General features: G+C 51.8%; 12 protein-coding genes. 11 read left to right on the forward strand and 1 reads right to left on the reverse strand.

Features of this window, described 5'->3' with window-relative positions; all coding sequences use genetic code 11:
- Positions 1 to 231: 231 nt before the first annotated feature.
- The 11 genes from ACSF8W_RS20975 (at position 232) to ACSF8W_RS21025 (ending at position 13,311) form a co-directional block, all read left to right on the forward strand.
- A complete protein-coding gene (locus tag ACSF8W_RS20975) occupies positions 232 to 1,725 on the forward strand; it encodes a transposase family protein (RefSeq protein WP_500849055.1) in 1,494 nt (497 codons plus the stop codon).
- Between the two features lie 265 nt (positions 1,726 to 1,990).
- Complete coding sequence (locus ACSF8W_RS20980) at positions 1,991 to 5,032, forward strand: hybrid sensor histidine kinase/response regulator (protein ID WP_500849056.1); 3,042 nt, start codon at positions 1,991 to 1,993, stop codon at positions 5,030 to 5,032.
- Between the two features lie 40 nt (positions 5,033 to 5,072).
- The gene (locus ACSF8W_RS20985) at positions 5,073 to 5,576 is read left to right on the forward strand and encodes a DUF3016 domain-containing protein (RefSeq protein WP_500849057.1); all 504 of its coding nucleotides are present in this window, start codon (positions 5,073 to 5,075) and stop codon (positions 5,574 to 5,576) included.
- A 468-nt stretch (positions 5,577 to 6,044) separates the two neighbouring features.
- Positions 6,045 to 6,995, forward strand: coding sequence for a transaldolase (gene tal, locus ACSF8W_RS20990; RefSeq protein WP_500849058.1), 951 nt, complete (start codon positions 6,045 to 6,047; stop codon positions 6,993 to 6,995).
- A gap of 90 nt (positions 6,996 to 7,085) precedes the next feature.
- A complete protein-coding gene (gene tkt, locus ACSF8W_RS20995) occupies positions 7,086 to 9,092 on the forward strand; it encodes a transketolase (protein ID WP_500849143.1) in 2,007 nt (668 codons plus the stop codon).
- A 278-nt stretch (positions 9,093 to 9,370) separates the two neighbouring features.
- Positions 9,371 to 9,769, forward strand: a complete 399-nt coding sequence (locus ACSF8W_RS21000; protein ID WP_500849059.1) for a DUF2170 family protein — start codon at positions 9,371 to 9,373, stop codon at positions 9,767 to 9,769.
- Positions 9,769 to 10,455, forward strand: coding sequence for a PspA/IM30 family protein (locus tag ACSF8W_RS21005; protein WP_500849060.1), 687 nt, complete (start codon positions 9,769 to 9,771; stop codon positions 10,453 to 10,455). Before ACSF8W_RS21000 ends, ACSF8W_RS21005 begins: the two co-directional genes overlap by 1 nt.
- A gap of 39 nt (positions 10,456 to 10,494) precedes the next feature.
- Positions 10,495 to 11,532 (forward strand): potassium channel family protein, encoded by a 1,038-nt coding sequence (locus ACSF8W_RS21010; RefSeq protein WP_500849061.1) that lies wholly within the window; start codon positions 10,495 to 10,497, stop codon positions 11,530 to 11,532.
- 25 nt (positions 11,533 to 11,557) lie between these two features.
- A complete protein-coding gene (locus tag ACSF8W_RS21015) occupies positions 11,558 to 12,193 on the forward strand; it encodes a YjfK family protein (RefSeq protein WP_500849062.1) in 636 nt (211 codons plus the stop codon).
- Positions 12,194 to 12,244: 51 nt separating this feature from the next.
- A complete protein-coding gene (locus ACSF8W_RS21020; RefSeq protein ID WP_500849063.1) occupies positions 12,245 to 12,661 on the forward strand; it encodes a DUF350 domain-containing protein in 417 nt (138 codons plus the stop codon).
- Positions 12,662 to 12,672: 11 nt separating this feature from the next.
- On the forward strand, positions 12,673 to 13,311 hold the full coding sequence (locus ACSF8W_RS21025; RefSeq protein ID WP_500849064.1) for a DUF1190 family protein: 639 nt from the start codon (positions 12,673 to 12,675) through the stop codon (positions 13,309 to 13,311).
- 260 nt (positions 13,312 to 13,571) lie between these two features.
- Here the strand turns inward: ACSF8W_RS21025 and ACSF8W_RS21030 are convergent, their stop codons facing one another.
- Positions 13,572 to 14,921: a cytochrome-c peroxidase gene (locus ACSF8W_RS21030; RefSeq protein WP_500849065.1), complete on the reverse strand. Its 1,350-nt coding sequence runs from the start codon at positions 14,919 to 14,921 to the stop codon at positions 13,572 to 13,574.
- Between the last annotated feature and the right edge of the window lie 149 nt (positions 14,922 to 15,070).

A 15,070-nucleotide genomic window follows, 5' to 3' on the forward strand; every position in this document is an offset into this window, starting at 1 on the left:
CACAATTTGATGGATGTGGGAGCCGATGACGGCCCCCCGATATCTCGCGAAGATAGCGCAAGAACGAGACAAATAGCAGCTAACGGCACAAGGCCATGAATACGCCTTGTGCCACCCTCTTTCTTTTCGCAGAACATGCTGAAATCACATAGCATGTTGAGCGCTTGGCGTTGCGCCTGTACCGTGTACCGATACTGACCTCCGTTTACTGCATACCGTTAGGCTAACACCATGAACACGCACACTCTCGCCCCGGCGATCCCCTTACTGCCTCAGCCGTATCACGGCCTACAGCTGAATCACTGCAAAACGGTCAGTTGCAAACACTTTGGCTCACAGCAGCCCGAGCACTACGTGTTGCAACGCAGCAATCCCGATAAACCCATTTTAGTCTGTCGCGAATGTGGCGCGTTTCCGCCGATCATCAACAATCAGGATGTCGCCGATGAAGTCGACCGCCTGACGCAGCACCAATACTCCGGCCTTTCTGCCTGCCGTCACGACGGGTGCCCGCATGCCGGATTGCCCGTATTAACCCACCGCCACCTGTATCACGCCTTTGGTTTCAGTGGGGACCGACAGCGTTATCGCTGTAAAAGCTGTCACACCACCTTTGTTGATCGTTGGTCAGGCAGCAATGCAAAACTCACCTTGCAGCAAACCTTGCTGGCCTTGCTGTTCACCGGCCACGCAGTGCGCGACATTTGCCGCCGTTTGGCATTGAATCCCAAAACCTTTTACGAGCAAATTGATCAGATTGCCAGCCGCTGCCGGCATCAATTAGCCCTGTTTGATGCCCGTTTTTGTAAACACGCCGACCACCTGTCACTGGCCAGCGATTTACGCGCTCTGCAACCGGGTAGCCATAATGGTGTCCATTGGATTGCCAGCTGCGAAGCCCAATCTGGCTACGTGATCGCGCAAGATGTGAATTACCAACGGGAGGATCATGCGCCCCAACACGGCCAGCACGATCCCTACACTCACGGCACGCGCTTTATGACCAGTCCTCCACCGGTATCTGTCGCCGCTGCCGCCCCCGCCACGGATACACAAGGCTTATTAGCTCGGGTAGATGCCACCTACCGTGATGTCCTCTCGCGCCCAAATTTAGAAGATCCGCTATCGCGTCAACCGCACCTGCACATGCCAAAAAAAGGCTGTCTGATCAGGCCGCAATACACGGTGTATGCCCACTACTTGCACCTGCAAGACATGCTGACCGACAACAACGCATTGGCCATTTTTATGCCGCAAGAGCCTTTATTGCGATCCGCCTGTATTTCCGTGTTTCTGCCGCGCATTCAAGCCAATACGGTCGATCCTGTGTATGTGGAAACCGATCCGCTCTGGCAGCATGGCCAACCGGCCGGTCGCATCGACATCGTGCTGATGAGTTGGTGGCGTGATCGCTGGGCCTTTACCCGCCATGACGACATCGGCAAAGGCATCTGCCACCTCGGCGGCAAGAAAGACAACGCCGCCTATTGGCTGCAAACGGCCAGTCACCATGCCATTACCGATTACCAGCAGCGCTTTCAGGATCAATTTCACGCCTTAGTGCATGAACCACGGCGAAAACTGCGTCCGTCAGGTTTGCTGCCCTTATTAGACATTTATCGCGCATGGCATAACTTGTGCCGACAAAACAAAGTCGGCGTCACGCCGGCCCAACAACTGGGGCTCGTGAGCCATCCCCTCACGCTCGCCGAACTATTGCGCTAAACGTCACTGCGTTAAGCGTAACGCAACGAGACGCGATGCCATTAAACGTGACGGCGCTTGGCATTCGCAAATGAAATGATGGCAAGATCGTATTTCTTTTTATGAACATGCCTTTTTCATTGATTATTCACCTCGATGTATACCACACTGCTACGAGTTATGCCCAAGTGCGCTTAAAACGGATTTTTAGTCACTGTCACTTGGGCAGCGTTGCGCCAGATAAGGCAGCGTCCATTTTGCAATCGGATGGCGAGGTACCTTCGTAGTGAGGATAATCCCCAATAAAATCAAACCCATTTTACTCGGCAGTATGTTACTTATCGGTATTGTGCCCGCCGCGCTCTATAACAGCATTAGCAGTGATAAATTAGCCACCGTCGCCACCGAACAAATCGCCGAAGGCTTGCGACACCGCACGGAACTGGCCGCACACAGCTTAGATGGCGTGCTCGAACAACGTATTTTAAGTATTCATAAGCTCGCCAATTCACCCGTGTTTCAACTGGCCCACGCACAGGCGTTAAGCCAAGGCAATTTCATGCCGGATTACCTGCGCGAATTGGTCAGAACCGATCCCGGCTTTAGCCGTATTGACGTGATCGAATACCAACAGGGGGCGCTGCAACCCATCGCCAGCTCTGTCCCCTTTAATTTGCGCAGCTTTAACTATTATTTGGCACAAGATAGCCTGACCCCCTTGCTGGATGATCTCCCCTCGCTCATCAGCGGCAAACGTGACTTGTTATTCACCCCGCCTCAGTTTGCGAATAACAAAGCTTTTGTGTATATCATCAGCCCCGTCGCTCACGTCCATCAAGCCGAGGATACCCGCGAACGGTTCTTGCTCATCAAATACCAATTGGATGAACTCAACAGCCAGCTGACCTTTTTAGGGAAGCGGATCAGCGATACCGATTACGTCATGCTGATCAACCCGCAAGGGGAAGTGGTGTTATCAGGCCGCCATCAAGGCCAGCAGCTCAATGCCTTTACCGATTTTTCCCGTTTCTATACGCAAAACCCCGATCTGGTCACTCAAAAGCCCGAAAAAGAAACCTTCGTCTTCACCCCAGAAGGCGATCTGGTGCCCGCAACGGATACCACGCCCAACCGTTCGCCGCTGCTGAGCTACACCAACCGCCATGGCGCCGAGATGGTCGCGACCCTTGCGCCACTGACCTTTGAGCAAGTCGGCTTTCCCCAATGGACACTGGTGTCTGTCACACAAAAAAATGCCGTCACCGCCACGTTGGATTATTTGCAGCAATGGTTCCTGACCGCCCTCTTTTTCACGGCCGGTATCGTGATCATTTTGTCACTGATCCTAACCCGCCATATCACTGAACCGCTGGCCAACCTGTCGCGCTTTGCTGCTCAATTCAAACTGGGTAATTATGCCCGCAACAAAAGTTTCCGAGGCCCGCAAGAATTTCAAATGCTGCACGATGCGCTCAACCAAGGGGCAGACAAAATTTCAGACGATACCCAACAGTTGAATCTCGCGCTGCACAAAGCCAAGTCTGCCGATCGCGCAAAATCGACGTTTTTGGCCAACCTCTCTCATGAAATCCGCACCCCGATGAATGGCATGCTAGGGCTGGCGCAATTGCTGCTGAAAACCGACCTCACCCGTGAACAAGATCAGCACCTGCGTACCCTGCTTGATTCGGGTAAACACATGATGTCACTGCTCAATGACATTCTCGATTTTTCTAAAATTGAGCAAGGGCAACTGGTCCTCGACCCGACCCATTTTTGCTTCACCGATTTACTCGGCACCATTGAAAGTACGTACCATTCCTTGGCACAAGAAAAAGGCATTGGTTTTCAAATTCACTGTGATTTTGACCAACGTCGCTGGTTCTTTGCCGATAAGGCGCGCATTCGCCAAGTGCTGTTTAATTTGCTCAGCAATGCGATCAAATTTACCGAAAAAGGCCGTGTAGATATCACGCTCAGCTTGGATGACACAGCAGGAACCTCGCCACGCCTAACCATCATTGTGAAAGACAGCGGGATCGGCATTCCGAAAAACCGCATTACCCAAATTTTTGACCCGTTTGCGCAAGCGGAAGTCTCTACAAGCCGCCGATTTGGTGGAACCGGCTTAGGGCTGAGCATCGTCAAACAGTTAATTGATTTGATGAAAGGGGACATCTCCGTCACCAGTTTGGAAACCATCGGCTCCACCTTCACGGTGGTGTTACCGCTCACACCGGGACACTATATTGCCGACGATTATGAAGATATTGATTTTGACAGCCGCGATTTTGCTCACCTGAATGTCTTGATCGTGGAAGACAACCCACTCAATGTGTTGATCATCGACAGCTTCCTCAAACAGCGTCAGTTTGTCACCACGGTGGCCAACAACGGCGCTGAAGCGCTGGAGATAATGGCGCAGCAAGATTTCGATTTGATCTTGATGGATAATCACATGCCCGTCATGGACGGCATTGAAACCATCGGCCGGATCCGTAAACTGCCCGCCCCCACCTGCAATACCCCGATTTTTGCCTGTACCGCCGATGTGTTTGCCGAAACCCAACGCAAAATGCTCGATGCGGGGGCCCAGTGTGTGATCACCAAACCGCTGGATGAACGTAAATTGGTGGATGCGCTGCAACGCTTCAAACACAAAATCACCGCCATGTCGCATGCCTCCACCTCAACGCGTAACGCCAGACGCCCCGTTTCCCGTGCAATGACCGAAGCAACAACGCTGGTGACAGCGCCGGTACCAGCGCCTGTCACGGCATCTGAAGCCCCCTCTCGCCCAATCACGCTGGCATCATGCCAAGCCACGGCTGCGGCTCCCATGGCGATAAGCGCGTCTGACTCCGATGGCATAGAGCCTGACTCGACCTCTCGCTCTGATACGGGTTCTGAGCAAGCGTCTGCAGCTGACGCAATAGCGAACACTAACGCGACATCTGGATCTGGCACCCCAAACACAATGCTGCCTGCGCATTTTGAAACACTCAATATTGATGCCTTGCTCGATTTAATGGATAACGATCATGACATCGTGACCGAGTTTCTGCACATGTTCTGCCACGAACACAGCCAAGATGGCCAACGTTTCGCACAGGCACTGGCCGTGCCGGACTTTGATCAGGCGATTTTGATCAGCCATTCCTTAAAAGGGGCAGCAGGCAGCATTTCTGCGCATGCCCTCGCAGCGGCCGCACAAGTTGTCGAAAAGCAGGTGAAACAACAGCAGCTACCATCGGATGCAGAGGTGGAGGCGCTCAATGTGGCTTTGAACGCGCTGGTTGAGGAAATTGCGCATAAACTGAATCCATAACGGCAAAAACTCGATTCGTGCGATCCTAAAGGAGGCCACCATGCGCGTTACTTTATCTTTACTGCCACTCGTTATCGGACTGGCAGGGCCGGTCATGGCCAAAAGCGACAGCAGTGCCAGCCCAACGATTGACCTACCGCCGGTACACGTCACGTGGGAAAACCCGCAAGACTACCGTGACGTACGCGCCGCGACCGGCAGTCAATCCCGCTTTGAAGCCCGCACCTTTAAGCATTTAACCGAATCGTTTAGCCACAATATGAAGCCCTATCTGACGAATGGACAAACCTTGTGGGTCACCGTCACGGATCTGGATTTGGCCGGTGACGTGAGGGAGCCTCGGGACGTACGTGTACTCAACGACAATACCCCACCGCGTATGACGTTCAGCTACATTGTGAAAGAAGGTGACACGGTGATCGCCCAAGGGGATGCCAACATCAGCAGTCTCGGCTATCAAGGCAAAGTCATTGGGTTGGCGCGAGATCGCCCTTACGCCTATGAAAACCAACTGATCAAAGACTGGGTGAAAAAGACGTTTTAGCCACACGCGTCACACCGTTCGCCCCCTTTCACACACTATGGCCACTGAATGTCAGCGGCCATTTGCTCAACATCGTTTGTTTTTCCACCATCTTATCGGCGACCCCTTCTTTATTTTCACGTGTTCACACACCCAAGAATAAACATATGATCATACTAATGATCATATGCTCACGCATTTCGCCCAATATTCACTCGGTAAAATACACATAAAAAAGCTTTGGATCCCCTAACTGCGAGACGGTCGTCATAAATAGTGCGACAACACCACGACTTAGCGGTGTTTGTGATTGACATTTTTTTTGAAAATGCTAATTATCAATTCATCAAATGTTCTTAAGCAAACCATCCGCTCAGCGCGAATGTTTTTGGTTTGCAGCGTAAGCGTTAAGAATGCGTAACAATGGTTTTGCTAGCCGGAATTTCAACTAGCATTGAAACACAGCCCACATGTATAAGGTCGATAGATATGAGCACTAAATTAGAACAACTGCGCGCACTCACCACCGTTGTTGCTGACACTGGCGATATCGAAGCTATCAGCAAGTACCAACCTGAAGATGCGACAACTAACCCGTCTCTCATCTTGAAAGCTGCTCAAATTGCTGAATACGCACCCTTGATCGATCAAGCGATCGCTTATGCAAAAGCACAAAGCACGAATAAAGAACAACAAATTGCTGATACGTGTGACATGCTGGCGGTCAACATTGGTAAAGAGATCCTCAATGTCGTGCCGGGCCGTATTTCGACAGAAGTGGATGCGCGCCTTTCTTACGACACAGAAGGCAGCATTGCCAAAGCCCGTCAGTTGATCAAAATGTACAACGACGCAGGCATTACCAATGACCGTATCCTGATCAAACTGGCCTCTACGTGGGAAGGTATTCGTGCGGCAGAAGTGCTAGAAAAAGAAGGCATCAACTGTAACCTGACGCTGCTATTCTCGTTCGCTCAAGCGCGTGCGTGTGCGGAAGCCGGTGTCTTCCTGATTTCACCGTTCGTGGGGCGCATCATGGACTGGTATAAAGCCCATGAAGGCCGTGATTTCGAGCCAGCAGAAGATCCAGGCGTTGAATCGGTAACGGCAATTTACAACTACTACAAAAACCACGGTTACAACACCGTGGTAATGGGCGCAAGCTTCCGTAACACCGGTGAAATTTTAGAACTTGCTGGCTGTGACCGCCTGACGATCAGCCCACAACTGCTGCAAGAGCTGGAAGATGCACAAGGTGAAGTGGTGCAAAAACTGGCGCCAGTCAGCGACATCCAACCTCGCCCAGCGGCAATGGCTCACGCTGAATTCCTATGGGAACACAACCAAGATGCGATGGCCGTTGAAAAACTGGCGGAAGGCATCCGTAACTTCGCCATCGATCAGGGCAAACTTGAGACCATGATCGCAGAGCGTCTATAACTGTATCTCCTTATTCAGAAAGCGGCCCGAAGCCGCTTTCTTCTTATTTAACACGATTTGAAGCAAATCATGGCTACAGTGGAAACCGATATGGAACAGACCACCCTTTCTCGTAAAGATCTTGCCAATGCGATTCGTGCGCTTAGCATGGACGGTGTACAAAAAGCGAACTCTGGTCACCCAGGCGCCCCAATGGGCATGGCGGATATCGCCGAAGTTGTTTGGCGTGGCCACATGAACCACAACCCACAAAATCCACAGTGGGCTGACCGCGACCGTTTTGTTCTGTCAAACGGCCACGGTTCAATGCTGATTTACTCATTGCTTCACCTGACAGGTTACGACCTTTCTATTGATGATCTGAAAAACTTCCGTCAGCTGCATTCAAAAACCCCGGGTCACCCAGAGTACGGTTACGCACCGGGTATTGAAACTACCACAGGCCCGCTTGGCCAAGGCATCACCAATGCCGTGGGCATGGCAATGGCAGAAAAAGCCTTGGCTGCACAGTTCAACCGTGACGGTCACGACATCGTTGACCACAACACCTACGTGTTCATGGGTGACGGCTGCTTGATGGAAGGGATCTCGCACGAAGCCTGTTCATTGGCGGGCACACTGGGCCTGGGCAAACTGATCGCATTTTGGGATGACAACGGTATTTCTATCGACGGTCACGTAGAAGGTTGGTTCTCTGACGATACGCCTAAGCGTTTTGAAGCGTACGGCTGGCACGTGATCCCAGCGGTTGATGGCCACGATGCTGACGCGATCAACGCGGCGATTGAAGCAGCAAAAGCGGATCCTCGTCCCACGCTGATTTGTACCAAAACGATCATCGGTTTCGGCTCACCAAACAAAGCCGGTTCTCACGACTGTCACGGCGCACCACTGGGCGCGGAAGAAATTGCCGCAGCCCGTGAGTTCTTAGGCTGGCACCATGCACCGTTTGAGATCCCTGCGGACATTTACGCGCAGTGGGATGCGAAAACGGCAGGTACCTGCAAAGAAGCAGCGTGGAACGATAAATTTGCTGCCTATGCAGCGGCTTACCCAGAACTGGCAGCAGAATATAAGCGTCGTGTAAACGGTGAACTGCCTGCTGAGTGGGAAGAAAAAGCATCTGCTATTATTGCGGATCTGCAAGCGAACCCAGCGAACATTGCGTCTCGTAAAGCGTCACAAAACGCACTGGAAGCGTTCGGTGCGATGCTACCTGAATTCTTGGGCGGCTCGGCAGACCTTGCACCGTCTAACCTGACCATGTGGTCGGGCTCAAAATCACTGACAGCAGATGATTTCTCAGGCAACTACATCCACTACGGTGTGCGTGAGTTCGGCATGACGGCGATCATGAACGGTATCGCCCTGCACGGTGGTTTTGTCCCTTATGGCGCGACCTTCCTGATGTTCATGGAATACGCACGTAATGCGATGCGCATGGCTGCACTGATGAAAATTCAGAACATCCAAGTGTACACCCACGACTCTATCGGTCTGGGCGAAGACGGCCCAACGCACCAGCCAGTAGAGCAAATCGCATCGCTGCGTCTAACTCCAAACATGAGCACATGGCGTCCATGTGATCAGGTGGAATCAGCAGTCGCGTGGAAACTGGCGATTGAGCGTAAAGATGGCCCATCTGCGTTGATCTTCTCGCGTCAAAACCTGGCACAGCAACCGCGTGATGCTGAGCAAGTGGCGAACATCGCCAAAGGCGGCTACATCCTGAAAGATTGCGCAGGCAAGCCTGAACTGATCTTGATCGCAACCGGTTCTGAAGTTGAACTTGCCGTGAAAGCGGCAGAGCAACTAACCGCTGAAGGTAAAGCGGTACGCGTGGTGTCTATGCCAGCAACCGATGCGTTCGACAAACAAGATGCGGATTACCGTGAAGCGGTATTGCCATCAGATGTAACCGCACGTATTGCTATCGAAGCGGGTATTGCTGACTTCTGGTACAAGTATGTGGGCTTTGACGGTCGCATCATCGGCATGACCACCTTCGGTGAGTCTGCGCCTGCGGATCAACTGTTCGAGATGTTCGGCTTTACTGTCGGCAACGTGGTAGAAACCGCACACACTTTGCTGGACTAATGCTTAAACAGCCTTGGCGGGGATAGCATTACGCTCTCGCCAATCACAGCACTTGAGGGCTTTACTGATGATTCAGTAAGGCCCTTTCTGCTTCATTTTGTGCCCATTTTATTTCCTCGCCTTCCCCCTTTTCATCGTAACTCTGTATATACCTCACAAAACCGCCATAAAATCGACTAAAAAATCGCGTGTTCGATGAAAATAACTGCAATTCATTTGATAATAGAAGACTGTTTTTTATTCAATTCCACTCACATCTAACCAATAAGGTAGTAATTATGACGTGGCAAGTCTCAGAGCTAATCCCTCTATTAAGTGATCATGACGGCTGGCAGGTTGACGCTAATGAGCAAACCTTGGTGCTAAAAAACGAAGACAATATTGAAGCGTTTCTGGCCGTTGCCGGCGAGCAAATTGTGGTAGAAGTTCTCCTCTTCCCTCAAGACAGCGTAAAAGATGTGAACGCGTTGAACGATGACATTCTCCGCACCCATAAGCTGTTCCCACTTTCAACCATTGGGATCAACCAAATTGATGGCACCAGCTACTACGTAGCCTTTGGCTCTCTGTCATCACAATCAAAAGCAGAAAGCATCGTCATCGAAGTCGCGACATTGTTCCGCAATGTTGAAGCCTTCATCGAACTGTATCAGGACCATCTCAAGGAGGTCGCGTAATGAGCGTATGGAAAAAGCTGTTTACCGCCATTAAAGGCGGCGTAAATGAAACCGCAGAAGCCGTGGCCGATAACCAAGCGCTGCGCATCCTGGATCAAGAGATCCGCGACGCCAAACTCGAACTGCGCCGTTCTGATGAAGCCCTTGTCAGCATTGTGGCCAAGCGTAAACTGTCACAACAAAAAGTCGACGGGTTCAACCACGGCATCACCGAATACGAAAGCCATGCGCGTAACGCGATGGAAAAAGGCCAGCAAGAATTAGCGCTGGAATGTGCTCAAAAAGTGGCAACGCTGCGCAACGAGCAGCAAGCTGAACAAGCTTACTTGGATCAGTTCATCACATCTGAGCAGCGTATGCGCACCAACATCAGCCAAGCCAAAGACAAACTCCGTCAGCTGGAGCAACAAGTGGATGTGGTGAAAGCCAATGAAGCGGTACAAAAAGCCCAAAGTGCCGTGTCGGCCACCAATGTCGGTGCCAATGCCAAAATGCACACCGCAGTAGAATCGCTCGACCGCATCAAGCAGCGTCAGGCGGAAAAAGCGGCCCAGCTTGAAGCGGCAGCTGAAATGGACGAAGAACAATCAGGCAGCGCGCTGGATAAAAAACTGGCCGAAGCCGGTATTACCGCAGGGAAAAGCGCGTCAGCCGAAGATGAGCTGAAGCGTATCCTCGGTCAGTAATGCTTAACGCTGTAACCGAATACTGACAAGGAGCTATCAATGTCACTCTGGTTTTTAGTTCGCCGCTGGGCGGCGTGTCAATTCCACGCATTGAGTGGTCGCAACCTCCTACTGATCATTCTCGGTTACTGCGGGCTTAGCTATGCCCTGCTCGCCCTTGCCGGTGAGCAGGCTTTAATCCACTCTGTTACAGACTTCATCTATTACCTTGTCGTCACCGCCTCCACCGTGGGTTACGGTGATATGTCGCCTTCCACCCCGTTAGGAAAGTGGATCGTGATGCTATTTGTGATCCCCGGCGGGCTAAGTTTATTTGCCATTGCCGTGGGCCGAATAGCCAGCCTGTTAGTCACTTATTGGAAGCGAGGCCTGCAGGGTAAACGGAGCCTTATCGTGAACAATCATATTTTAGTGCTGGGCTGGAATGCGCAGCGCACCTTACACCTGATCAAAATGCTGCAGCATGAAGAACGCGGGCGTCGCCCTATCGTGCTGTGTGCCCGTCAAGAAATCGACAATCCCCTACCGGGTGAAATTGAATTTGTTCATGTACCGTGTTTTTCCGATGAAGACGGCATGACACGGGCAGGGCTTGAACACGCCAGTTGTATTTTGATCGACAACCCCGAAGACGACATCACCCTCACTGCCGCGTTGTACTGTACCAGCCGGAATAAAACCGCACACCTGCTGGCCTATTTCAACGATGAGAAGCTGGGTAAATTGCTGAAAACCCATTGCCCGAATGCGGAATGCATTCCTTCTGTTGCGGTGGAAATGCTGGCCAAAGCGGCCGTCGACCCAGGTTCCAGCGAGCTTCACCACGAACTGCTCAGCACCCACCACGGCATGACCCAGTATGCGGTCAACTATCCCGAAGATGCGCAGCCGACGACCGTGGGCAATTTGTTTTTGGCATTCAAGCAACACTATGAAGCGATCCTGATTGCTATTGATAACGGTGACGGCGAGGGCGTTGAGCTTAACCCGCGTTTGGATCGTGCCGTCACACCAGGTAGCAAGCTATTCTATATAGCAGATGAACGCGTAAACCATTTCAACTGGCAGCAACACTGAGCCCCCTGATTGCGTTGGAGTAACTATGTTTGACTGGTTTAAGAAGAAAACCGCGCCCCCACCACCGGCAGACACCGGCCCTGAGTGCTTGGGGTTACGTTTGGGCGGCGCGTTTGAGTTGGACGACCTGAAACTCAAAATCATTGAACCCTTACTGACCATTGAAGGGGCCGCACGTACACAGCTGATCAAAGCCGTTGGCGAAGTTCAGCTTGATGAACAAACACGCATTATTCGCTATTACACCGATGATGATGGCTTTATCCAGATCCTGACGCATGGCCCGTCAGAAGCGGACATCAGTGAAGTGAAGCTGTATTATTTCTATGAGTCACGCCCGATTGACAGCGATGCCCAATGGCAACAACTGCTGGATAAGCAGATCGTGCAACCACAATGGACGCTCGATGATCAGGCGTTTGATAAAGTCTGGGACAACGATCGCCCTGTTGCGATGACCGAAAAAACCTGGCTGGAAAACGGTACGATCACGCAAACCGATCAGTTTGTGATGATCTACGACCGCGACTGCGGAGACGAACAGTTTGAATCCTTACTGGTGGCGGGGGAAGAAAAAATTTACCACAACCAAGCCGAACGCTGTCTTGCACTGAGCACCGGGTTTGATTTGTCTCCGACCGATTTCACCCTCATTGGCTAATCTTGATTCGTCACGATTTTTTACGTTAACCCCCAAAAAGATGGAACCTACATGGAAGTCTTAACAAACTCGCTGGCTGGCCTTGGCGCCTTTCTGCTGTACTTTTCGCTCTCGTTAGCTTTTTTGCTGTTGTTTAAATTCGTCTACGTGCGTTTTACCCCGCACGATGAATGGAAGTTAGTGAAAGACGACAAAAACGTGGCCGCCGCGATTGGTCTATCCGGATCTATTCTGGGCTATGCCATTGCGATTTCTGGGGCCGCCAGTAACTCCGTCAACTTGGTCGATTTTGCCCTGTGGGGCATCGTTGCCTTGGTGGCACAGCTGCTTGCCTTTGCCATTATGCGTTTTGGCTTTATGCCAAAAATTGTTGAGCGCATTGAGGCCGGTGAAGTGCCCGCCGGCATTTTGATGGCTGCCGTTTCCGTCTCTGTTGGCTTGCTTAATGCGGCCTGCATGACGTACTAGGAGGCAGCACAATGAAACGCAGTAAGCACGTTGTTCTGGGCAGTATGCGGAAAAATTGGCGCCCCGTCGTGATGGCACCATTCACCGCCGTGATTGCCAGTGCTGCCCTGTCTGGGTGCAGTGACTCGTCAGAAGAGGCCTCCATTTATCAGGGGCTGAATGACTGTATCGGCGATAATCCCGATTACGCGCAAGAGTGTCGTGCCGCCTACCAATCCGCCTTAGAGGAAGCCGCACGCACCTCACCAAAATACAGTACACGCGCAGATTGTGAACTGGAGTTTGGTATTAACGCGTGCATGCAAGCCCCCAGCAATGATTGGTTCATGCCGGCCATGGCAGGGTTTATGTTTGCCCGTATGCTCAATAGCGACAACCGCTACTATTCGCAGCCGATGTTCCGTTCCACTTACCCCACCAGCCGCTACTATGGCGATTGGGTGAGCTCAGACGGGCGTAATTACGGCAGCAGCAGTTACAAAAAATCCAAAGTCCGGATCAAGTACGATGACATGAAACCCAAGCCTGCCGTTAACCGCACCATTAAGCGCGGGGGGTTTGGATCAAGTGTATCGGCGAAATCGAGCTGGAGCAGCAACCGCGCCACCACGTCGAGCCGGAGTAGCAGCCGCAGCGGCTGGGGCGGGTAATCACCACCGTTTTTCCGGTTTCGCCCAATATTTCTCTCGGGGCGGATCATTAAAAAGCGAGTCACCGATGTGACTCGCTTTTTCTTTTCAGTGTTTCTTTTCGCCCTTTATCATCCCCCTGTGATCGATTCAGGCTACGGCAACGTTAGTAAGCAGGACACGTTCATATCTCGTCATTTGTTAATGTAACGTCGGCCTGCGCATCCCCTTGTCGCAGGTTTTTTTTGTCGTTTTTTTCCTCGTTATTTACTTTGTGCTTGTTATGGCTTTTCTGTCGTCATCAATGTGTACGGATCACTGAACATAGGATCGGTCAGCAGCACGTCATCGGTTAACGTCCCTAAGAAGGCCACCAACGCCGCTTTTTCTTCATCGCTCAATCCCAATTGTATCGGACGTCCACCCACACGACCCGATGTGGTGAGATCTGGGCTCAAGTTCGGATGAGGCTGTATGCCGCTGTTATAAAACTCCACCACGTCTTCCAAGGTCGCTAAACGCCCGTCATGCATATAGGGCGCCCCTACGCTGATATTGCGCAATGACGGCGATTTAAAGAAGCCCCCACTCGCGCCTTGATCGGTTTCGCTACTCGTCACTAAGCCATTTACATGGGCTTGATCCATCGCATGGGACGCGGTTTGGTGACACGCCACACACCCCAATGAGGTATGTTCGCCGTCAGGAAAACCGGCAAACAACTTATGGCCTAATTGCTCTTGCTCGGTAAACACCGCCGCAAAGTCAGGGGCATTCCACGAGCCCGCCACAAAGGCTTGATCGTATTTCGACTGATAACTCACCATCGAACGAATAAACTGCGCCAAAGCGAACGAAATGCGATCACTGGTAATGGCTTCATCCCCAAACGCCTGATCGAACAAGGACGGATAAAAGCTTGTCATACCCAGTTTGACCTCCAGATCGAACAGGTTCATGCCCATTTCCACCGAGTCCTGAATCGGCATCAGCACTTGCTCTTCAAGCGATCCCGCCCGTTCATCCCAGAAGAACTTGCCGTTACGGTAATAAGTGGCATTCGACAAACCCATGGAATGACGGCCCGTCAGTTTTCCCTCAAACCCGACACTGAATGTGTCGGGATCGGTAAAGCCATGGGCTTGAGCATGGCAAGACGCACACGAGGTGGAATTATTAGCAGACAGACGCACATCATAAAAAATGACACGTCCAAGCGCCGCCCCGGCATTGGTCACGGGGTTATCAAACGGAGTATTGTCTTGCCCTCTTACATTGCCCATCGGCGATGTCACCCGCGTGTAATGCAACGGCTGCGCCGCCAAATAGGCTTCATAATCATGAGATAACGATAAATCCGGCATCGGTAAGCCATCAATGTCCATCACCGGTTTGGGCTCGACTGGCGGTTCGACGGGAGGGGGCGGCGACGGGGTGACGGGTTGTTCCGTGTCTGGCGGCACAACGGCGGTACCCTCAGTGGCGTCGTCAGTGACCGGCGGCGTCGCCGCGACCTCTTCACTTTCATTGGATGCCCCAACGGCCGTCCCCGATGCATCAGACGGATCTTCACGGCACGCGGTGGCAGTCGCCAATACCGCGACCGCCAACATATAGCGGGTGATTTTCATTCAAACACTCCAAACCTAGCCAACTTAGGTTATCTGTGGGTTATTTAGGGTGACACTGAGCAGTCATTATTTTTATTCTGCCTTTGTACTCAACCTAGCAACCGGTCAGGTTCTTGTTTCTGACAAGTGAGATAAAAGCCTGTGAATGC

The organism is Photobacterium sp. 270122K (genome assembly GCF_059941365.1).